Source organism: Bacteroides sp. ET225 (genome assembly GCF_024733745.1).
GTDB lineage: Bacteria > Bacteroidota > Bacteroidia > Bacteroidales > Bacteroidaceae > Phocaeicola > Phocaeicola excrementipullorum.
This window is the reverse complement of sequence record NZ_JANRHN010000001.1, coordinates 125,786-148,352: the sequence shown is the minus strand read 5'-3', so window position 1 is coordinate 148,352 and position 22,567 is coordinate 125,786. Positions and strand designations below refer to the sequence as shown.

16 protein-coding genes are annotated in these 22,567 nt (G+C 40.5%); 13 read left to right on the top strand and 3 right to left on the bottom strand.

The features are described 5' to 3' along the window. Window positions 1-43: 43 nt before the first annotated feature. Window positions 44-4,330 carry a DNA-directed RNA polymerase subunit beta' gene (gene rpoC, locus NW212_RS00670; RefSeq protein WP_258336726.1) on the top strand — a complete coding sequence of 1,429 codons (4,287 nt, stop codon included), beginning with the start codon at window positions 44-46 and terminating at the stop codon, window positions 4,328-4,330. 70 nt (window positions 4,331-4,400) lie between these two features. On the opposite strand, the gene NW212_RS00665 is transcribed toward rpoC, so the two are convergent. The 3 genes from NW212_RS00665 to NW212_RS00655 all read right to left on the bottom strand — a co-directional run bounded on the left by NW212_RS00665 (window position 4,401) and on the right by NW212_RS00655 (window position 7,569). Further along, window positions 4,401-4,988, bottom strand: a complete 588-nt coding sequence (locus NW212_RS00665) for an RNA polymerase sigma factor (RefSeq protein ID WP_258336725.1) — start codon at window positions 4,986-4,988, stop codon at window positions 4,401-4,403. A 276-nt stretch (window positions 4,989-5,264) separates the two neighbouring features. After that, a complete protein-coding gene (locus NW212_RS00660) occupies window positions 5,265-6,227 on the bottom strand; it encodes an acetylornithine carbamoyltransferase (RefSeq protein WP_258336724.1) in 963 nt (320 codons plus the stop codon). Between the two features lie 94 nt (window positions 6,228-6,321). Then, complete coding sequence (locus tag NW212_RS00655; protein WP_258336723.1) at window positions 6,322-7,569, bottom strand: glutamate-5-semialdehyde dehydrogenase; 1,248 nt, start codon at window positions 7,567-7,569, stop codon at window positions 6,322-6,324. Between the two features lie 812 nt (window positions 7,570-8,381). Between NW212_RS00655 and NW212_RS00650 the strand changes: the two genes are divergently transcribed. From NW212_RS00650 to dcm, 12 genes are all read left to right on the top strand, one after another. Then, complete coding sequence (locus NW212_RS00650) at window positions 8,382-9,665, top strand: hypothetical protein (RefSeq protein WP_258336722.1); 1,284 nt, start codon at window positions 8,382-8,384, stop codon at window positions 9,663-9,665. Between the two features lie 7 nt (window positions 9,666-9,672). Continuing rightward, window positions 9,673-10,176: a hypothetical protein gene (locus tag NW212_RS00645; RefSeq protein ID WP_258336721.1), complete on the top strand. Its 504-nt coding sequence runs from the start codon at window positions 9,673-9,675 to the stop codon at window positions 10,174-10,176. A gap of 5 nt (window positions 10,177-10,181) precedes the next feature. Then, window positions 10,182-11,624, top strand: coding sequence for a hypothetical protein (locus NW212_RS00640; protein ID WP_258336720.1), 1,443 nt, complete (start codon window positions 10,182-10,184; stop codon window positions 11,622-11,624). Between the two features lie 2 nt (window positions 11,625-11,626). Then, the gene (locus NW212_RS00635) at window positions 11,627-14,950 is read left to right on the top strand and encodes a hypothetical protein (protein ID WP_258336719.1); all 3,324 of its coding nucleotides are present in this window, start codon (window positions 11,627-11,629) and stop codon (window positions 14,948-14,950) included. A 12-nt stretch (window positions 14,951-14,962) separates the two neighbouring features. Continuing rightward, window positions 14,963-15,811 (top strand): hypothetical protein, encoded by an 849-nt coding sequence (locus NW212_RS00630; protein WP_258336718.1) that lies wholly within the window; start codon window positions 14,963-14,965, stop codon window positions 15,809-15,811. A 7-nt stretch (window positions 15,812-15,818) separates the two neighbouring features. Beyond that, window positions 15,819-17,429, top strand: coding sequence for a hypothetical protein (locus tag NW212_RS00625; protein ID WP_258336717.1), 1,611 nt, complete (start codon window positions 15,819-15,821; stop codon window positions 17,427-17,429). Window positions 17,430-17,451: 22 nt separating this feature from the next. Then, on the top strand, window positions 17,452-18,060 hold the full coding sequence (locus NW212_RS00620) for an OmpA family protein (protein WP_258336716.1): 609 nt from the start codon (window positions 17,452-17,454) through the stop codon (window positions 18,058-18,060). A 5-nt stretch (window positions 18,061-18,065) separates the two neighbouring features. Then, entirely contained in the window at window positions 18,066-18,815 is a 750-nt protein-coding gene (locus NW212_RS00615) for a S1C family serine protease (RefSeq protein WP_258336715.1), read from the top strand. Next, window positions 18,812-19,105 (top strand): DUF6804 family protein, encoded by a 294-nt coding sequence (locus NW212_RS00610; RefSeq protein WP_258336714.1) that lies wholly within the window; start codon window positions 18,812-18,814, stop codon window positions 19,103-19,105. Before NW212_RS00615 ends, NW212_RS00610 begins: the two co-directional genes overlap by 4 nt. Window positions 19,106-19,195: 90 nt before the next feature. After that, the gene (locus tag NW212_RS00605) at window positions 19,196-19,495 is read left to right on the top strand and encodes a helix-turn-helix domain-containing protein (protein WP_258336713.1); all 300 of its coding nucleotides are present in this window, start codon (window positions 19,196-19,198) and stop codon (window positions 19,493-19,495) included. Next, window positions 19,492-21,348 carry an Eco57I restriction-modification methylase domain-containing protein gene (locus NW212_RS00600; protein ID WP_258336712.1) on the top strand — a complete coding sequence of 619 codons (1,857 nt, stop codon included), beginning with the start codon at window positions 19,492-19,494 and terminating at the stop codon, window positions 21,346-21,348. Before NW212_RS00605 ends, NW212_RS00600 begins: the two co-directional genes overlap by 4 nt. Further along, window positions 21,345-22,535: a DNA (cytosine-5-)-methyltransferase gene (gene dcm / locus NW212_RS00595; protein ID WP_258336711.1), complete on the top strand. Its 1,191-nt coding sequence runs from the start codon at window positions 21,345-21,347 to the stop codon at window positions 22,533-22,535. Before NW212_RS00600 ends, dcm begins: the two co-directional genes overlap by 4 nt. Window positions 22,536-22,567 lie beyond the last annotated feature (32 nt).

The following is a 22,567-nucleotide window of genomic DNA, read 5'->3' as shown; positions in this document are numbered from 1 at the left end:
TCTTCATGATTTAAATTCTTCATTTTATTATAAAATATAAAGTATGGCTTTTAGAAAAGATACCAAGATAAAAAGTAACTTCTCGAAGATTACTATCGGTCTGGCTTCACCGGAGGAGATCCTTGAAAATTCATATGGTGAAGTGCTGAAACCGGAAACAATCAATTATCGTACTTACAAACCTGAACGCGACGGTTTGTTCTGCGAACGTATCTTCGGTCCGGTGAAGGACTACGAGTGCCATTGCGGTAAATACAAGCGTATCCGTTATAAAGGAATTGTGTGTGACCGGTGTGGTGTTGAAGTGACGGAAAAAAAAGTTCGTCGTGAACGCAGCGGACATATTCAACTGGTTGTACCTGTTGCTCATATCTGGTATTTCCGTTCATTGCCGAATAAGATCGGCTATTTGTTGGGCTTGCCGACAAAGAAACTGGATGCTATCATTTATTATGAACGCTATATAGTGATTCAGCCGGGTGTGAAGGCTGAAGACGGCATTAATAAATACGACTTGCTGTCTGAAGAAGAGTATTTGGACATTATGGATACACTTCCGAAGGACAATCAGTATTTGGAAGATACAGATCCGAACAAGTTTATCGCTAAGATGGGCGCCGAGGCCATTTATGACCTGCTGGTAGGATTGGATCTGGACGCTCTGTCGTACGAGCTTCGCCATAAGGCGAACAATGATTCTTCACAGCAGCGCAAAAACGAAGCGTTGAAACGTTTGCAGGTTGTAGAATCATTCCGCGCGTCACGTGGTCGCAATAAGCCTGAATGGATGATTGTGCGTATTGTTCCGGTTATTCCGCCTGAACTGCGTCCGTTGGTTCCTTTGGACGGTGGACGTTTCGCTACATCTGACTTGAACGATTTGTATCGCCGCGTAATTATCCGTAACAATCGATTGAAACGGTTGATTGAGATTAAGGCACCTGAAGTAATCTTGCGTAACGAGAAGCGTATGCTGCAGGAAGCCGTTGATTCCTTGTTCGATAACTCCCGTAAATCAAGTGCTGTTAAGACAGATGCAAACCGTCCGTTGAAGTCCTTGTCAGACAGCTTGAAAGGTAAGCAGGGACGTTTCCGTCAGAACTTGTTGGGTAAGCGTGTCGACTATTCAGCGCGTTCGGTTATTGTTGTTGGCCCTGAATTGAAGATGGGTGAATGCGGTATTCCGAAACTGATGGCTGCCGAATTGTACAAGCCGTTCATTATCCGTAAGCTGATAGAACGCGGTATCGTGAAGACTGTAAAATCAGCCAAGAAGATAGTTGACCGGAAGGAGCCTGTTATCTGGGATATTCTTGAACATGTGATGAAAGGACATCCGGTGTTGCTTAACCGTGCTCCGACACTGCACCGTCTGGGTATCCAGGCATTCCAGCCGAAGATGATTGAAGGCAAGGCTATTCAGCTGCATCCGTTGGCTTGTACGGCATTTAACGCCGACTTCGACGGTGACCAGATGGCTGTTCACCTGCCTTTGAGCAACGAGGCTGTGCTGGAAGCTCAATTGCTGATGTTGCAGTCGCATAACATCTTGAATCCTGCGAACGGTGCGCCTATCACTGTGCCGGCACAGGATATGGTATTGGGACTGTATTACATTACCAAACTGCGTAAGGGCGCAAAGGGTGAAGGATTGATTTTCTATGGCCCGGAAGAAGCGATGATTGCTTACAATGAAGGAAAGGTTGACATTCATGCCATTATCAGCGTAGTTGCCAATGACCTTGATGAAGACGGCAATATCGTCAAGAAGCTGATTAAAGAAACGTCTGTTGGACGTGTCATTGTCAACCAGCTTGTTCCTGATGAGTGCGGTTATCTGAATACGATTATTTCTAAGAAGTCATTGCGTGATATCATCAGCGATGTAATCAAGAAAGTCGGTGTTGCACGCGCATGTGAATTCTTGGATGGAATCAAGAACCTGGGTTATCAGAAAGCATTCGAAGGCGGCTTGTCGTTCAACTTGGGCGATATTATCATTCCGAAAGAGAAGGAAGATCTGATCAAGAGAGGTAACGAAGAAATCGAGCAGATCATGATGAACTACAACATGGGTTTCATCACCGATAACGAACGTTATAATCAGGTTATCGATACATGGACACATGTTAACAGTGATTTGTCAGATATTCTGTATAAGACTATTAAGGAAGATGACCAAGGTTTCAACTCGGTATTCATGATGCTGGACTCCGGTGCCCGTGGTTCTAAAGAGCAGATCCGTCAGTTGTCGGGTATGCGTGGATTGATGGCCAAGCCGCAGAAAGCCGGAGCTGAAGGTGCACAGATTATCGAGAACCCGATCCTTTCTAACTTTAAGGAGGGTCTGTCGGTGCTTGAGTACTTTATTTCTACTCACGGTGCCCGTAAGGGTCTTGCCGATACCGCATTGAAAACAGCCGATGCCGGTTATCTGACTCGTCGTCTTGTTGACGTTTCGCATGATGTCATCATCAACGAAGAAGACTGCGGTACGTTGCGCGGACTGGTATGCACAGCTCTGAAAAACAACGATGAGGTGATTGCTACGTTATACGAACGCATCCTCGGCCGTGTTTCTGTACATGATATTATTCATCCGACAACAGGCAAGCTGATTGTCGCAGCCGGTGAAGAAATCACGGAAGCCATCGCAGAAGAAATCGAGAAATCTCCGATTGAAAGCGTTGAAATCCGTTCTGTGTTGACTTGCGAATCGAAGCGGGGTGTTTGTGCTAAGTGCTATGGACGTAACCTGGCAACAAGCCGTATGGTTCAGAAAGGTGAGGCCGTGGGCGTTATCGCTGCACAGTCTATCGGTGAGCCGGGTACTCAGTTGACATTGCGTACTTTCCATGCCGGAGGTATCGCAGGCAACATGGCTGCCAATGCAAGCATCGTGGCGAAGAATGATTCACGTCTGGAGTTTGAAGAACTGCGTACGGTGGACGCTGTTGAAGAAACAGGCGAACCGGTTAAGATTGTAGTCGGACGTTTGGCCGAGGTTCGTTTTGTGGATGTCAATACAGGCATTATCCTGTCAACTCACAATGTGCCTTACGGTTCGAAACTATACGCTTCCGACGGTGAAGTTGTTGAAAAGGGCAAGCTGATTGCCAAGTGGGACCCGTTCAATGCTGTGATTGTGACAGAAGCTTCAGGTAAGATTGACTTTGAGGCGGTAATCGAAAATGTAACGTATAAGGTTGAGTCGGATGAGGCTACCGGTTTGCGTGAAATTATTATCACCGAGTCTAAAGATAAGTCAAAGATTCCGTCGCTGCATATTCTGGATGAAAACGGCAACTCGCTCCGTACATACAACTTGCCTGTGGGCGGCCATGTTGTTGTGGAAGATAAACAGACGGTTAAGGCCGGAGATATTCTTGTCAAGATTCCTCGTGCAGTCGGTAAGGCTGGTGATATTACCGGTGGTCTGCCGCGTGTAACCGAATTGTTCGAAGCGCGCAATCCGTCTAATCCGGCTGTCGTTTCAGAAATCGACGGAGAGATAACGATGGGCAAGATCAAGCGCGGTAACCGTGAAATCATCGTTACGTCGAAAGCTGGCGATGTGAAGAAGTATCTGGTTGCTTTGTCCAAGCAGATTCTGGTTCAGGAGAACGATTATGTGCGTGCCGGTACTCCGTTGTCTGACGGTGCCATTACTCCAGCCGACATTCTGGCTATTAAAGGTCCTACAGCCGTTCAGGAATACATTGTGAATGAAATTCAGGATGTATACCGTTTGCAGGGTGTAAAGATCAACGACAAGCACTTTGAAATCATTGTCCGCCAGATGATGCGTAAGGTTCAGATTGACGAACCGGGTGACACACGCTTCTTGGAACAGCAGATTGTCGACCGCATCGAATTCAATGAAGAGAACGACCGGATTTGGGGCAAGAAAGTGGTTGTTGATGCCGGTGACTCTCAGATTCTGCAGCCGGGTCAGATTGTGACAGCCCGCAAGCTCCGTGACGAGAACAGTATGCTGAAACGCCGCGACCTGAAACTGGTTGAAGTGCGTGATGCAATTCCTGCAACGTCAACTCAGATTCTGCAGGGTATTACGCGTGCTGCATTGCAGACTTCAAGCTTCATGTCTGCAGCTTCATTCCAGGAAACGACGAAAGTGCTGAATGAAGCAGCGATAAACGGTAAGGTTGATAAACTGGAGGGTATGAAAGAGAACGTGATTTGCGGTCATTTGATTCCTGCAGGAACAGGACAGCGTGAATTTGACAAGATTGTGGTCGGCTCTAAAGAAGAATACGACCGCATTTTGGCCAACAAGAAGAATGTTTTGGATTATAGTGAAGTAGAATAATAATCTGAAATGAGATATTAAAGAAGACGGTGAAACTCCAGTTTGTGGATTTCACCGTCTTCTTTATTTGTTACCAATCGGATTCGAGTCCGTTGATACCCATTTCTCTCAGTGTCTGTTCAATTTTCGGGAAGAGTGATTTCAATCTTTTGTGGCTTCCGGACTTTGATATGCCCAGTTCTTGTGATATTTCCCGGAAACTCTTGTTTTCAAAAAAGACTTTCTGCAATAACAGCCTGTGTGCAGGCGACAGTTGCTGGATAACGACCTCTATGATGCGGTAGATTTTTTCTTTGTGTTGCTGTTCTTTCCTTTCGTCATAATAGAGGGCTGGAAGACTGTTTATGTCACAGTCAATCATTTGCGGAGCTTTGGCCCGCCTTCTGAGATAGTCATTGATCATGTTGACGGTGATTGTTTTTACCCATTGTTTGAATTTGCCTTGTTCGGTGTATGAAAGCAGCAGACTCTGAAATATCTTGATTTCGATTTCCTGCATGAGATCCATTTGTTCTTCGTGGTTCAGAATGACATTTTGAATCAGTCTTCTGATTAATGGTTCATAACGTTTGTGCAATGCTAGTGCTGCCTTCTGCGATTGGGTCTGGCGATAAGCTTCTATAAGCATATCGTCACGAAGATGCTCTGTCTTTTTCATATTATTAAATTTGTTGGCAAGAAAATATCTTGCGTTGGTTAAAAGTTCTCCAAATGTACATGATATGGATGATAAAGCCAAATTTTGGAAAACTTTTTTCTTGGGAAAAATTGTTTTTTTATGAGGTTATACAAGATTCGGATTTTTTGTCTGTAGATTTAGGTCTTCAGGAACCGGCATGGTGTCCGGCTGTTGTTTTCCGGGATAACACTCCAGAACCGACCGTGCGTGAAGTTTGCCGTTATCCGTTCGGGAGTTCTGGAGTGTTGTTCAGCTTTATAAGCTCTGAAGCATACGCTTCAGCACAACTGTTGCAGATATTTCGCGATTGGCGGCTTCCGGAATCACCAATGACGTGGGAGCCTCAATCACGCTGTCTGTCACGATCATGTTGCGGCGGACCGGAAGACAGTGCATGAAGAATGCATCGTTTGTAACCGCCATGTGCGCGTCGTCAACCGTCCAGCTCATGTCTTTGCTGAGCACTTTGCCATAATCTGCCGGATTTGTGACTCCCGGGCATGCCCAGTTCTTCGCATAGATGAAGTCGGCTCCTTCGAATGCCTTCATCTGGTCGTATTCGACTTGTGCCCCTCGGACGAATTTGGGGTCGAGTTCATAACCGTGCGGATGAGTGATTACGAAGTCCACATCGGCTTCATTCATGAAGTCGGCGAATGAGTTTGGAACGGCTTGCGGAAGTGCGCGCGGATGTGGTGCCCATGTCAGCACAACTTTCGGCCGGTCTTTTCTCTTGTATTCTTCAATTGTAATCAGGTCGGCGAATGCCTGGAGCGGATGTCCGGTGGCTGCTTCCATCGAGAATACGGGCTTGCCGGAATATTGGATGAACTGGTTCAGTATTTTTTCCGTATAATCGTCTTCGCGGCTTTCGAAACGCGCGAACGAGCGCACGCCGATGATGTCGCAGTATGAGGCCATTACCGGGATGGCTTCGAGCAAGTGTTCGCTCTTGTCACCGTCCATCACTACGCCCCGTTCCGTTTCCAGCTTCCATGCGCCCTGGTTCACGTCCAGCACAATCACGTCCATTCCCAGGTTGCGTGCCGCTTTTTGTGTACTCAGGCGGGTGCGCAGGCTGTTGTTGAAGAATATGAGCAGACAAGTTCTGTGTTTGCCCAATGCTTCATACTTGTAGCGGTCTTTCTTTATTTCGAATGCTTCCGCCAGTGCGGTCTTCAGGTCTCCCAGGTCGAAGACATTTGTATAAGTTTTCATAGAATGTATATTAATTGATTCCTTGCTTGCAAATATACGATAAATATTCTTTTTCCGTTGGGAAGTGTTTATAAAAATTCATCTCTTCGGCTGTTTATGGACGGATTTGTCCGTTTCCTTCAATCAGCCACTTGTAGGTTGTCAGTTCGCGCAGTCCCATCGGGCCGCGGGCATGGAGCTTCTGTGTGCTGATGCCTATTTCCGCTCCCAGACCGAACTGTGCCCCATCTGTGAATGATGTGGGCGCATTTACATAGACACAGGCCGCGTCCACGGCTTTCTGGAAGTAGCTGCCCGTAACATTATTTTCGGTGACGATGCTTTCACTATGTTTTGAGCCGTATGCGTGGATATGCGAAACGGCTTCTTCTGCACAGCCAACGGTTTTGACGGACATTTTGTAGTCGAGAAACTCGGTTCCGAAACTCTGCTCGTCCGCATGCTCCAGCAATTCCGGCGGATAATTCCCTTTCAGTGCTTCCCATGCGTGCGGGTCAGCATAGATGACCACATTGTTCTTTTGGAGCGGCCGGCACAGATCCGGCAGGTCTTGCAGGCGGTCTTTGTGTATCAGCAGGCAATCGAGCGCATTGCATACGCTGACCCTTCGAGTCTTCGCGTTGTTTATGATGGCAGCCCCTTTTTCTGCATCTCCGTCCTTGTCGAAATAGGTGTGGCAGATTCCCGCTCCTGTTTCGATGACCGGAACCGTTGCTTCTTCGCGCACAAACTTGATCAGTCCTGCGCTTCCTCTCGGAATGATCAGGTCTACGTATCTTTCAGCGTGGAGCAGTTCTGCCGTGGCTTCATGAGAAGATGGGAGCAATGCTACCGCCGAAGGGTCAGTCCCGAGCCGTTCCAGCACGCGATGTATCAGCGCCACGATAGCTCTGTTGGAAAAGTCGGCATCGCTTCCTCCTTTCAGGATACACGCATTGCCGCTCTTGAGGCATAAGGAGAAGACATCGAAACTCACGTTCGGCCGCGCCTCATAGATGATTCCGATCACTCCGAAGGGCACGCTCACTTTTTTCAGGCGGAGTCCGTTCGGACGTATCCTGTCCTCAAGGACGATGCCTGCGGGTGAGGGCAGAGCCGCCACATCGCGTATGTTCGAGGCTATTTCGATGAGGCGCGCTTCGGAAAGTTTCAGCCGGTCGTATTTTGGGTTTTCCGGATCCATCCGCTCGAGGTCTTTGCGGTTGGCCTCCAGCAGTTCCGGTATGCAGTGTTCCGTTTCGTCTGCCAATGCCAGCAGGATGCGGTTCACTTCATCAGAGTTCATCATTGCCAGCTTCCGTGAAGCGGCCTGAACGCTCCTGAAGATTTCATTCAGTTCCATTTCGTTTGGTTTATGTTTCAACTTGATACAAAAATACAATATTTGGGAACATATTTCTGCGTTTTTGCATAAAAAATGCAGAATAATTGCGGATTTTTGTCTGGAAGCGCATGTGAAGTGTTCCGGCAAGGATTCTCGTCTGCCGGTGTAAAGTTTTCCTGTATGATGGGATAAATTCTACGGTCCAAGTGCTGGACTGTATAGTCCACATGTGTGAACCGTATAGTCCAGCGGCTGGACTATACAGTCCAAAGGCTGAACTATAGAATCTGCGTGGCATTCCAGGGCTGACGCATTAAAAAGAATATTGATTATTAAGTACTTATTATTCAGCATGTGCTGATTTTATAGGTAAAAAACAGCCTTTTTATCAGGCTTTAGTATATCTCTAAATATCAGATACTCTGAATATCAATGACTTTAGTAATGCGTCAGCCCTGCGTGGCATTCTTGCTTTGTTTGCAGGGGAGGGATGAAAAACGGCAGTTAAAGTTTGATTATCTCGTTTTGATTCTCTATTTTTGTATCGGTGGGAAGTGCGGAAGCGTCTGCCGCTCATCGTTTTGCGGGAAAGATATTGTGAGAAGCGTCATGCTTCATTCTTGTTCTTGAAAACCTAGGAAATTTTCAAAACACACAAGGATGGAAGTTGGCGGTTCCCATGCTGTATAGCGTGGGTCTGCTGTCTATTTACCATTGTGTGTTGGGTTTTCCTAGGACCTTCAAGAACGTGGAAATAGCACGCAGTTCCACGCTTCTTTTTGTAGATTGAATTTATAGCCTTTGGGGACTGGAAGACACAAATGTTAGAAATGAAAAAAATAGGTTTCATATTAGGGGGAAGTTTGTTGTTCTTTGGATTATTATGGGGTGCGGTTTCTTGTGGGAGAGGAATGGATACTGGAGGAAAGATAACAAAAAGAACTCTCTCATCTCCTGTTGATAGTTCTGTTAAGAGTATTAATGTATATCTTGAAAATTCAGGAAGCATGGACGGGTATGTCAAAGGGAATACAGGTTTTGAACAATCCATTTATGCTTATTTGTCAGAACTGCAAATTGGTAAGATTGTGGATACATTGCATTTGCATTACGTCAATAGTCGGATAATTCCTCTTGGGCATGATGTGGAGAAGTTTATTCATAATATTGAACCAACTGATTTCAGAAAACATGGAGGGAATTTAGGCACGTCAGATATAGCAATTGTACTTGATTCTATATTGAAGCGACATGATAAAAATGGTATATCTATATTTGTGTCTGATTGTATTGTTTCTCCGGGGAGTAAATATGCTTCTTCTCCACAAAATCTGAATAATTATTTATTAGAGCAACGTACGAAGATAAAGAAGACTTTTGTACAATCTTTGGAATGTTTAAATGGAAACTTATCGGTAGTAATTTGTCAGTTGACGTCTTCGTTTGATGGTAAGTTTTATAACAAGGCAGACTATCCAAGATATTACAAAGGAAATCGTCCGTTTTATATTTGGATAATAGGAAGCACTTCACATATTAAGCAAATGCTGGACAAAGTGCCATTGGAATCTTTGAAAGGGAACGGTGCAGATTTGGATAACGTTTGTACGTTGGTTTCTTCATCTAAAGAATTTGATTATAGAGTTTTGCTTACGCCGCGGTTGGGGAGTTTTGGCTTTGATAGAACTGCTCCGAAGACAACCATCTGTGATATCCGGAAGGAGAACAAAGGGCAACAGAAAGGGATGTTTATGTTTTCGGTTGGGGTAAACCTGAATCAGTTGCCATTGGATAAAAGCTATTTGATGGATATAGCGAATTATGAAGTCAGCAATAAAGATTATACTTTGTCTGTAAAAGAACAGAAAACAGGATGTTATCCTTACATCTTTAATTTGTCTTCTAAAATAGCCTCTCGCGGAAATATTACCATTATGTTGAAAAAACAATTTCCGCAATGGGTGGAAGAGAGAACAGACTTATTAGGAGATGATTTGGTAAAAGACAATGCTACCGATAAGACATACGGATTGAAATATTTGATAGAAGGGGTTTACGAAGCGTTTAAAACCCGTCAAGAGAATTATGCTGAATTTAAAATAACAATAAAATGAAATAGCTATGGGAACTTTTTTTGAATTGCTTTTAGGCAATATGTATTGCTGGTTTAAGTCGTTCTATTCGGATTACTTATCACAATATCTGTGGGGCTACAATCCTGCATCAGGCACGTATGATTTAGAATTGAGGTATAACACGATAGGACTTTATACTTTGATCATTTCTTTTGTGATAATGGCGTTATATTATTATGTGATAGATCATCCACGATTCTGTAAATGGTGGAGTTGGTTGATTATGGCAATAATCAATAGTGTAATAGCTTTGTTTGTAGGTTATTATTGTGTACTCTCTGATTATAATGCCGGAAAGATTCCCGATGAATTATTGTATTTAAGGGATGAAAACGGTGAAGTGGTTCAAAATTTAATTTCTATTCCCAGCGAATGCTGGAGTTTCGGTATAAGCAATATGATTATGGCTTTTATTTTCTTTTTGGTATTATCACTCCTGTTCCACTGGTGGAGCCGTGTGGCAAAATATTCTCCTTTCATTAAATTTTAATAAGCATGAAAACATATATCTTTTGCATTGGAGGCACAGGTGCACGTGTAATGAAAGCCCTTGCCATGTTGTTGACTACAGGAGTAGAAATAAATACAGATGAAATCGTTCCGATATTTATCGATCCGGATGCCTCAGCGGCAGATTTAACCCGTACCATTTCTTTTTTGCGGGAATATAAGTATATGAACGGACAGCTTCATTTTTCCGATGATATAAAAAATCGTTTTTTCAAAACAAGAATCAGTGAAATGATTCCGAATTATCGTCTGGAATTATCGAATACACGAAATGACCGTTTTCGTAAGTATATGGGATTCGATTCATTGGATATAGCCAATCAAGCATTAGCTTATATGCTATTTTCGGAAAAGAACTTGGATTCAGATATGGAAGTCGGTTTTAAAGGTAATCCCAATATTGGTAGTGTGGTATTAAACCAGTTTGCGCAATCGAATGCTTTTAATAATTTTACCAATAGTTTCCGTCCGGGTGACCGTATTTTTATAGTCAGTTCTATTTTTGGGGGTACAGGTGCCAGTGGTTTCCCTTTGTTGTTGAAGAATTTACGAGGTATAAATATGTCGCTGCCTAATGCAGGGAACATCAAAGATGCGCCAATTGGTGCTATAACGGTTTTGCCTTATTTTAATTTGGCTCAAAGCCAGGATGGGACGAATGACATAGACAGTTCTACTTTTATTTCTAAAGCAAAAGCTGCTTTAGAGTATTATAATAAGAATATCAGCGGAAACAATTCTTTGAATGCCCTTTATTACTTAGCCGATGATATTTACGATATGTATGAATATAGCGAAGGCGGTACGACTCAAAAAAATAAAGCGCATATCATAGAGTTATTAGCTGCATTGGCTATTATAGATTTTTGCAGTATGGAAGATAATGTGCTTCAGTCCTCAAAAGGAAAGGCTTTGAATCCGATTTATAAAGAATTTGGTGCGGCTTCGGGTGATGAAGATATGATATTTTCCAGTTTCTATGATGATACACATGATATTATCCAGCGTCCGATGACTGAATTCACTTTGTTTTGCAAATTCCTTAATGAACATCTATCTGCATCGAAATCACAGAAATGGACAAAGGGAAAACGTCCTTTTGATGATAATTTCTTTAACGGTGATTTCTTTAAAAGCCACCTAGTAAAAATAAAAGAAAACTATTTGCAATGGTTAGATGAGATGGCCTCCAATCATAGAGGTTTTGCTCCTTTCCATTTAGAGGAAATGAAAAAAGATGTTTTTGGTTTTGTGGCAGGAGTGAAGCCAAGCAAGGTAATGAACTATCGGAGTAATTATGATTTGTTCGATTATTGCCTTTGCGATTTGGAGCCTAAAGTTCCTAACAACCTGAACACAGAAGAACGCTTTATAGAATTATTCTATCGAACAGTCAACAAATTAGTAACAGATAAAAAATTAGCATAGTCATGGAAAAAGTTTTCAGATTACATACAGGCGATGATAATTTAGTGGGTTGGGGAGAATCTTCTGCCTATGGGAATACAGCCATTAAAGAAATAAAGGATCCGAATGGGGCAACGAGTAAGAAAGAGATAACGTCTGTTCCCTCTCCGTTTGCACGGATGGACTTGGTGAAGACTGCTTTTAAAGTTGTTACTGAGAGCAAGGATTTGGATGGCGATTCTATTCACCATAAACTAATTTCGGATTGTTTCGATGTGGGAGAAATATTCTTCAACATAGACAAGTTTCGGGATAAAGTGCGCATTATTGTATGGGACAAAAAAAATGACTTGCAAACCTTACTTGATTCAGGCAATGAAAGACACCGTTTGTTTGGAGAAACGTTGCGCCTTTATTTGGAACAGGATGCTGATGCCTTTAATTTTAATGATCTTGAACGAATCTATTTGTTAGACTATATAGGGGATGATAAACCGAATCGAGTAAACAACATTATTGGAGCCACATCCCCAGCTACTTTTTTCTTTACTTCTGCGAATAATTTGTCATATGCGTCAAAACATCTAAGTTTTGGTAAAGACCGACCGTTCGATGAAGAATTCCAACCTTTGTACAAGCGAGATTTTGATTATCAAATGTATTGGTTCTGTTTGCAAAAAAGTATGCCTGATTTTGCTGGTTTATATCCGGAAATCAATACCTATTTGAATTTGAGTTATGCAAAATTGAGTAATTCACAAAAAGAGAAAATCAGTGCATTAGATAAGGATGCGTATGATGCTTATTATGAAGACTTGTCTGTAACATCTGATGCGAATCTCGTAGAAGTTTTAGGTTTTCATCTTAAGAAAAGGAAAGGAATTACAGATGTGCATAGTGATTTTCAAATCAATTCTTCTATTTGTAAGGATGCAAAGTTGCCTTTGGTTCTTCCTGTAGATATGTATACTAAACAAATGCGTTATACGAGAGACCTTTGGGATAAAGATACCAAAGTGCCTTATAATGACAGCCGTCTTCTTACAGAACGTTCTTTGCCGGATGATGGAACAAAATATCCTTATCTGACAATCGGTGACTTTTTGGGGGATTATATCTTATGGGATGAAAATACATTCAATCAAGAAAATTTCTTCAATGGCGGCACAGATGTAGAAGGTTGTTATTTATTGCCTCTTCGAAAAGAATTCTTTTCTTACTTCACGGTTGACGAACTTCAAAGGACAATGCCTGATGGTAAGAAAATGATTGAGTTGGTTCGCAATGCAGGGGGTGTAAAAGCAATTTTAAGAATACCTATTCAAAAAAACGAGTATATCACTTACGAGCGTTTGTATTTTACTGATGCAATGGCAGAGCCTCAAAATAATAAAGGAGGAGTGGTCAAACGGAATTTTGGTGTTGCCTTGCTTCCTTTAGTAAAGTTTATAGGAAATGAAAATCCTCATTATCGCATTGCTTTAGTACGAGATTATAGAGGTAAAGAAAAAGCAGATTTATTGTTTTTTCAAGGAAGTAAAACAATCGAAGTGTCAGGAAAGGCCGAAAGAAATGTTACGGATACAAATTATGCATCTAATGAAACATATATCTTAGATTCCAATTTTGACTACATGATGTTGGTGTTCAATGGGAACTTTAGAGGATGTATTGTACCGAAATGGGGACAAGAAAAAAGAGGAAACAAGCAGTTTACTTTTGCAATAGATTTTGGTACTACCAATACACACGTAGAATATTCAGAAGACAATTCGACTCCTGTTTCTTTTGAAATAGGAGAAAAAGATATGCAATTGCGTAAAATTAATGATTTAATGGCTTCGGTATCTTCAGCAAGAGTATTGTGCCATGACTATTTGCCTGACATGATAGGTGGCGCATTCCGATTTCCGATACGTACTGTTTTATCTGAGGGAAGTACGACCAATTGGAATCAGTCAGTCTTTTCGATGGCAAATACCAATGTTCCGTTTGTTTATGAAAAAGAACGCATTTCTGATTACAATACAATAACAACGAACTTAAAGTGGTCGAATGAAGCTCATACTCAAGAAAGGGTAAAACATTATTTGGATGCTTTATTTTTGATATTGCGCAATAAAGTATTGTTGAATGGGGGAGACCTAGGTAAAACAAAAATCGTATGGTTCTATCCGGCTAGTATGACAGAAGGTCGATTCAATAATTTTTCAAATATATGGCAAGAGTTGTATCGAGAAAATTTTGGAAATGATTTGTCGAATGTAATTCCAATGTCGGAGTCTGTAGCTCCTTATTATTTTTATAAGAAAAAGAGAAATGCGACTACAGATGTTGTTTCTGTAGATATAGGTGGAGGTACGACTGATGTCTTGATTGTGAATGATGGCAAAGAAGAATTATTAACATCTTTCCGTTTTGCTGCCAATAGCATTTGGGGAGATGGATATGGTTTTGATGCAGATAGTAACGGCTTTGTCGGGCATTTTAAAGATGAGATATTTAATAAGTTACAAGATAATGGTTTGGATGAACTTTGCGAAGTGATGCAGAATTTGGATAGACAAAAGAAGTCGGTAGATATTATTTCTTTCTTCTTCTCGTTAGCTGCAAACAAGAGCGTACTGAACAAGAAAATAACCATTGATTTTAATGCCTTGTTATCACAAGACGGATGCAGCAAATACGTATTCATTTTGTTTTACGTCGCCATTGTGTATCATATTGCACATATTATGAAAGCCAAAGAAATGAATATGCCGCGACATATCACGTTTAGTGGAACAGGTTCAAAAGTCTTGATGGTACTTACTCCAAATGATACGACTTTAGAAAAGTTCACGAAACTGATATTTGAAGCAGTATACAACCAACCGTATAGTGAAGATGGTTTGACCATTATCCGTGAAAAAGAAAATCCGAAAGAGGCAACTTGTAAGGGAGGGTTGCTAAATGCCAAGCCGCAAGATTATTCGGATATCATGGATCTCAAACAGACATTGTTAGGAGACGCCGCTAATACTTTTTCTTCTATAGGCTTGCAATATAATGAGATAGATGAAACCTTAGAAAAGAGTGTAGTGGAAGAGGTTAACAAAGCAATCCAATTGTTTTTTGATTTGAATAAAAAATTCTCTTACGCAGATAAGTTTGATGCAGAACGTTCTAAATGGAAAATTGTTCAGGAATGGTGTCAAAGAGATATTAAAACCTATTTAAAGAATGGTATCAATAGTAAAAAAGAAGAGATAGAAAAAACAGGAGCAGATCCCAAAATAGAAGAAACACTTTTCTTCTATCCGTTTGTAGGTGTGTTGAATATGATTGCCCAAAAGGTTTATGAATAAAAGGAAAATGATATGAAAAGGATTATACTATGTCTTGTATTGATATGCAGTGTCTGTCTTTGGGCGAATCCTGCTGAAAGGGATTCGCTGAAGAATGATTCGGCAAAGATAGCTTCTGTGCAAACAGAAGATGTATTGAATACAAATAATGCTTATTTGACAATTAGCAATATAGATGCAATAGCAGACAAAGTTATTGAAAAGATGAAACAAGAAAATAAAGAAAAAATAGCCGTAATGACTAAGAAGATGGTTATTACAACAGGGGAAATTGTTATAGGAATCCTTATTTTCATATTAGGAGCAATCGTTGGACTTATGTATAATAAGGTGTTTAAAATATTGCAAGAGATGAAACGTAAGCCAGAAGAATCTCGGTCTGTTGAACATAGATTAACGTCTGTAGAGAGGAATGTGATAGAAACGGCCAAAAATGTTGAAAAGATAAAGAAAGTGGTTGTTTCTGATGTCAAGCAAACTGTAACACAGGCGACTGAGCAAGAAAATAATGTTGAGGACGTAAAAGAGGATTCTTATGAAAGCATCAAGAATGAACCGAAAACAATTTACGCAAAACCATTAGGGAATGGCAATCTTAAAGCTACTGCTAAAGCATCAGAAGCAATATATATTATTTTAGTAGATAAAGATAATATCGGTAGGTTTAGTTTGTATGAAAACGAAGACCAAAAGAAAAGAGCCATAAAAAATAAAGATAATATGTTGGACTTGTTTTGTGATGCAAAGGGTAGTTCTATAGGTGCTGAGAGCATTAGAGTTTTGAGTGAAGGGGAAGTTGAATTGTTTGGAAACGATATTTGGAAAGTAATTAAGAAAGCTGAAATAGAATTTATTAGATAATAGAATCATGGCAGAACACAATTATATTATAATTTTAGCAATAGCTGTAATTGTAGTTATTCAATTCTATATATGGTTTCGTGGCAATTTGTTGATTAGAGAATATATCAGCGTTTTTCAAGACGTACATTTTAGTACTTCGAAAGCATATATTCCTTTGTCTGAAATAACTAATGATAGGATAAAAGATTTATCTGACATATCATATAAAGAACCGTCAGAGGATGCAGATGATGAGATTGAAATAACATATATAAATGCTTTAAGCAAAGATTTGATAACCCCAGTGGCCCACCCACTTCTTATTCAAATAGTCAATGCTATAAATTCATATTTGTTGAAAAATAAAGGGGCTGTAAGTGATTTCTTATTAGTTAAAGATATTGTCGAGCGCTATTGCGATACCAAGCACGAAGAAATAGAAACTCAACTTCCGATGCCTTTGTATATGGGGTTAATGGGTACAATGTTGGGAATTATTATCGGTATTGGATATATTGCGATTGTAAGTGGATTCTCTGCATTTATAGATGACCCCAGTGACTCAATAGGGACATTGATGGGTGGTGTTGCTATTGCAATGGTTGCAAGTCTTATAGGCATTATTTTGACAACGTGCAGTTCTTGGTCTGCCAAAAATGCTTCGGCTAAGGTCGAAGAAGATAAAAACAAATTTTATACATGGATTCAAACGGAACTTCTTCCTGTATTAGGTGGAACGGAGAACAGTTTAATGAAACTTCAAGAAAACTTGTTGAAATTTAATCGTTCATTTTCTGCCAATACTACAAAACTAGATAAAGCTCTTCAGCGGGTAGAAACCTCCTATGAGAATCAAATAGAGTTGATGCATACGATTCAGCGGTTGGACATTGGAAGAATGGCAACAGCTAATGTTTCAGTCCTGCGTGAATTGCAAGCTTGTACGCCTCAGTTGGAGCAATTCAGTCAGTATATGCACAATGTGAATGAATATATCAGTCATGTTAATGCGTTAAATGACAGCATCAATTCACAGATGGAGCGTACTCAATTGATTGAGCGGATGGGTACTTTCTTTGAACAGGAAGTAAGAGAAATAGAACAGCGTAAAGCAGCAATTAGTCAGGCTGTAGGTATGGTAGATGATAGACTGCAGCAAACTCTGCGCTCGTTGCAAGAGAATGCAGATAGAAGTATGCAAGATATGAATGAGGTGCTTATACGCAGGCAGAATATTTTTAATACTGCATTGGATGAACAGCAGGAAATTTTTAGAAGGAAAATTCAAGAAAATGGAAATATATTAGATGAATTAAAAAAGTTGGATGAAGTTGTTTCATCTGTAAGAATGCAAGGTGAAAAGCTCGATCTGGAATTAGAGAGTTTGAATGCTATGAAAATTGGAATTGAAAAAATGGCCGCTGATCAGAATGAAAAATTGGATAGCTTGATATCTGCTGTAGAAAATATGTCTGTAGAAGTTTCTATGCCGAATACATTAAAACAAACTTCGTCTTTAAAAATATCTAAGCCTGTTGAATATATGCTGTTCTTATTTATGGGATTAGGTATTGTCGTATTTTTTGTCATGCTCTTGAGTTGGATTTTATCAGCTTTTAATGGAACTAATGTATGATAGAGTATAGTGCGTTTTGATTATGAATAAAAAGAGTTTCTTTTGGGCGAGTTATGCAGACTTGATGTCAAGTCTATTTTTTATTATGCTTGTTTTGTTTGTTTTAACGGTTATCATGCTTCAAAAACAAGTTAAAGCTACTGAGGCTGAAATCAATAAAATTAAAGAAATCCAAAATGCGATCAGTAATATTGATTCTACTTATTTTGCTTATAATGCCGAACATAAGAAGCATATATTGAAAATAGATGTGGGTTTTCAGATAAATAGTGCCGATATTACAGATATAGAATTAGAGACAAGGCAGCAATTGTTAAATGCAGGAAAAGCTATTAATCAATTTATTAAAGAAGCATGTCAGAAATATAATGCCCAATATTTATTAATTATAGAGGGACAGGCTTCGAAGGATAATTTTATCAGAAATAATGAATTGAGTTATGAGCGTGCTTTGGCTTTGGTGAATTATTGGAAAAATAATGGTGTCTATTTTAATTCGGAGCAATGTGAAGTTATTGTGTCAGGAAGTGGACAGGATGGGACTTTACGTATGCAGCCGGATGTCCCAGGGAATGTAAAGAACCAACGCTTTTTAATTCACATATTGCCTAAACCAGGAGTAATAAAATAAAGGATATGGATAAAATACGTAATATAGGATTATTCTTTTTAATGCTATTTTCGGTAACCTCTTGTACGATGACGGGAAGGGATGAAAGGAAAAAAGACGTTAGAAAGCCTTATGTAGAGAAATCTGTACCTTCTAAAATTAATAATCGTATCATTTCACGTTCCGAACAACAAAACAATCCAAAAGTTAACCATGATACAGACAAAGTCATTCCTGCCACAGAACTGTTCAAACGTTACAATTCTGCTGTATTTATGGTTTTTACAACAGATGGCTATAATGCTTATCAAGGCTCGGGATTTTTTATTAGTAAGGATGGATTGGCTGTAAGCAATTACCATGTTTTCAAAGGGACAGCTGTCGGTTATGAAGTGATAAAACTCTCCGATGGTCGTCAGTATAAAATAGATAGGGTATTGACAAAAAGCGAATCTGATGATTACATTTTATTTCGTATAAAAGGAAGATTTAATTACATACCTGTTTCTCAAAGACAGTGTGAAGTTGGAGAAAGAGTCTATACAATAGGCAGTCCTAAGGGGTTGGAGAATACATTCGCTTCGGGTGAAATTTCTCAAATAAGAGAAGGTGACTTTATTCAGATCAGTTGTCCTATAGATCATGGGAGCAGTGGAGGGGCATTGATTAATCGATATGGTGAAGCCATTGGGATTACAACAGGAGGGCGTGATGATTCGGGAGCTAATCTTAATTTTGCGAAGGATATTCATGTTGTACCTTATTGCATGAAATGATGAAAAATCTCAGGCTAATTCTAGTTATCGTATTGCTCTTATGTTTGGCTCCCATGCCCTACGGATACTATATGCTGGTTCGTTTCTTTGCCATGGTAATGTTCGGGGTTATGGCATACCAGTACTATCTGGAGAAGAAAAAGAGTTTGATGCTGGTTTTCGGTGCTTTGGCTGTGTTGTTTCAGCCGATCATAAAGATTCCATTGGGGCGTATGGTTTGGAATGTTGTTGATGTAGTGGTGGCGATAGTATTGATAGTCCTGATATTGAGGATGTATGGAAGGAAGTAAAATAACTGGAAAGAAAAACAATTGTTATCTATTGGCTGTATCTTTTGATTTTTGGGAAATACATTGTATCTTTGTCAAAAAATGACAAATATGCTGTTTGCAGAAAGAATAAAAGCGGCAAGAGATTCCTTGCAGTTGTCACAAAAAGAGGTGGCTAAAGCCATTGGGGTAGATGTGCCTATGTATAGCCGGATTGAGCGGGGCCAACGCCCTGCTAAGCGAGAAGCAATACCTGCTTTGTCTAAACTGTTAGGCCTTGATGAGTCAGAGCTGCTAAAGCTATGGTTGGCAGAAAAGGTTTACAATTATGTTGTTGATGAAGAAGATGCTGAAAGTGTTTTGTCAATTGTGGCCGAAAGCATTGTTGAATATAAGAATAAGACTAAATGACACAAAGAATAATAGACTTCGAGAACCGGAAAGTGAAAGAAGCTTGTGGCGAAACCGTTGGCGTTGGATTATTTGCTCCGAACATGCCTCCCGATATGCCGAAAGACATGGAAACTATTTCTTCATTAGTCCACCGTTCATTGATAGAAGATATGATATTTACGTTTTTTGTATCAAAGGGGATTGGTGTTGAAGAGGCGGAGAAACTGTTGGGCCTGGGTTTTGTCATGGCGAAGGAAACGCATGAATTTATAGACTGGATAGCTGGAAATGACATTCCATCATTGTGCGAATGTTTGCATGTGTCTTATCTTAATTCTTCATTTATATACCGGAACAATAAGGTAGAAAGAATACGCTCAAAGAGTAATCTGATAGAAACTGGTGCCGTATATACACAAACGAGCATAACGGATGAGATTGTGTATAACACACTTGAGCACTATAATGTATATGATGACATTTGTATATTGGATTTCGCATGCGGAACAGGACGTTTCTACGATTCAATTGTGAAATGCTTGCATGAGAAGTATGGCATGCAGCCAAATGATTCGGTACTTAAAAACATCTGTGCTGTAGACATTGATGTAAATGCCGTGAATATAACTCGTTTAAAAGCAGTGTCTTATCTGGACAGGATATGTGCAGACTCTTTAGAAGCGGTCAGCAAGAGGGTTTTGTGGCGTAATGCACTTATGGATGACGGCATGTTTTCAGATTCTTTAAAAGGTTTGTCATTTCAAGATTTTGGAGGGTGCATGGAAAAGTTCGATATTATCGTTTCAAATCCTCCGTATCTGGTTCTTAAGCCTAACAAGAAAAAAATAGCGGATGAAAAGGGAAACAGACTCATGCAGATGGTCAGCTACTTCAGGAAGTCTGGGCTTTACAATCATTCCATTGAGGGAATGCTCAATCTGTATCAGTTGAGCATTGAACGTATGCTCGGTTTTTTGAAGCCTGACGGCATGATGGGCATAATCTGTCCTTCCACACTGTTTGCGGATGTTTCTGCATCAAAATTGCGTAAACACCTTTTGCTGAAGAATACTATTTTGACCATTAAAAGTTTCAGCGAGGCTGCACAATTGTTTGAGAATGTCACTCAAGCCTCCAATATTTTTTATATGAGAAAAGGTGGAAAGACAGACAAAATAGAAATTGCAGTGGGTGTGGAAAGGTTTGAAGTTGAAATAAGCCTTATAAAGCAACTGTTTGGGAATAATATGGAAATACCGCTGATATCCAAACAAGGATGGAATGTACTTAAAAAATTGTCTTTTTGCCAGCCTTTACGGAGTTACCATAATATCCGCAATAGGCGTGGAGAACTCGACTTAACTTTGTCCAAGCAATATATCACGAAAGAGATAACTCCATATAGGCTCGTGAGGGGCAATATGATTGGAGCAGATGGCATTAAAGGCGGAAGCCAAGAATTTGTGCAAGAAGATTTTCTAAAAACTCGATCGAACGACTACATTACCAAAGATTTCAACAAAAGAAGGCTGATATGCCAGCAAATCTCTAATGGTGGTCAGGGTCGCCGCCTGAAGTTTGTCTTTTGCGGAGCGAGTGATATTCTCGGTAACTCATGCAACTATATTTCTTCAGACTATAGTACATTGCAGAAACTGTATCTTCTGCTTAACAGCAGCCTTCTCAACTGGAGGTTTAAAGTCACAAGTTCAAACAATCATATCAATAATTATGAACTGGATGAACTGCCTCTTGTTAATCTTGATTTGGTGGATGATAAATTTGAATATACAAGTCAAGAGAAGCTGGACGCATACATAGGTAGCTTATATGGCTTAAGCGCCGAAGAAATCAGATATGTTGCGGTATGAAATTATACAATCACATTGCATTTAAAATGGGGAAGCATGAGGCGGAAATCGCTCCTCATATTCCGGAAGGGGGAAATTGGAAAGACATTCCCCTTACGATATCGGATGCGCGATTGACAAACATACGTGCGTCGGGTGGTCGCACCACATATTATGGACGGTTGAGCTGGGATGAGCCGAGCTATACCATTGCTACTTATTTCAATCGGGTCGGGAATGGGTGTAATCTGCATCCAAGCCAATGCAGGGTCATGTCAAACAGAGAAGCTGCACGTTTGCAATCTTTTCCGGATGATTTTGTGTTCAAGGGTTCTGTCGCGTCACAGTATAAGCAGATTGGGAATGCGGTGCCGCCGTTGTTGGCGAGAGCCGTAGCCTGTTTAATAAAGCCGCATTTAAACAGTTATAGTTTCGTTGATCTGTTTGCCGGTTGCGGAGGCTTGTCTGAAGGATTCATTATGGATGGTTATAGTTTGGTGGCGGCCAATGAACTTGATAGAAGCATTATGTCGACATATGCGTACAATCATTCCCGGTATACTTCTGAAGACAACTTCATTGTCGGTGACATAACCCTTGATGAAACGAAACAAAAGTTATTGATGGCGTGCGGTAGACGTAACATTGATGTGGTAATTGGCGGGCCTCCGTGTCAAGGCTTTTCTTATGCCGGATGGCGTGATCCGAACGACAAACGAAATCAATTGTTTAAAGAATTTGTTGAGATGGTTGAGAGATTAAAGCCTAGTTTTTTTGTTATGGAGAATGTTCCGGGTATCTTGACTATGAGAAAAGGTGAAGCCATGAAAGAGATAATCCAGGCATTTGCGGATGTCGGTTATTTTGTGAATCAGCCGATAAAATTAAACGCGGAAGAGTTCGGGGTTCCGCAGCGTCGTAAGCGTGTGTTTATTATAGGTTCTAAAGATGGTGTAATTGTCAATGCGCCTTCTCCCTTGTTCCGATTGCCTGATAACTGCAAAACAAGACGGAAAACGGTTCAGACAAACGCAAAATTACCTATAGCAATGTCTGTTCGAGATGCAATCGAATCGCTCCCTGCGTTGGACAATGGGGGAGGTTATCCCGAAATGGACTATAATCCGTCTGTCGTTCATCCATACGATAGGTTGATGAGGCGCGAAATCACATTTGAAGAATTTTATAATATGTGTATTGCCCAATAAATGCGATTGAGTGGAGGGGCTCAGCTACCCTC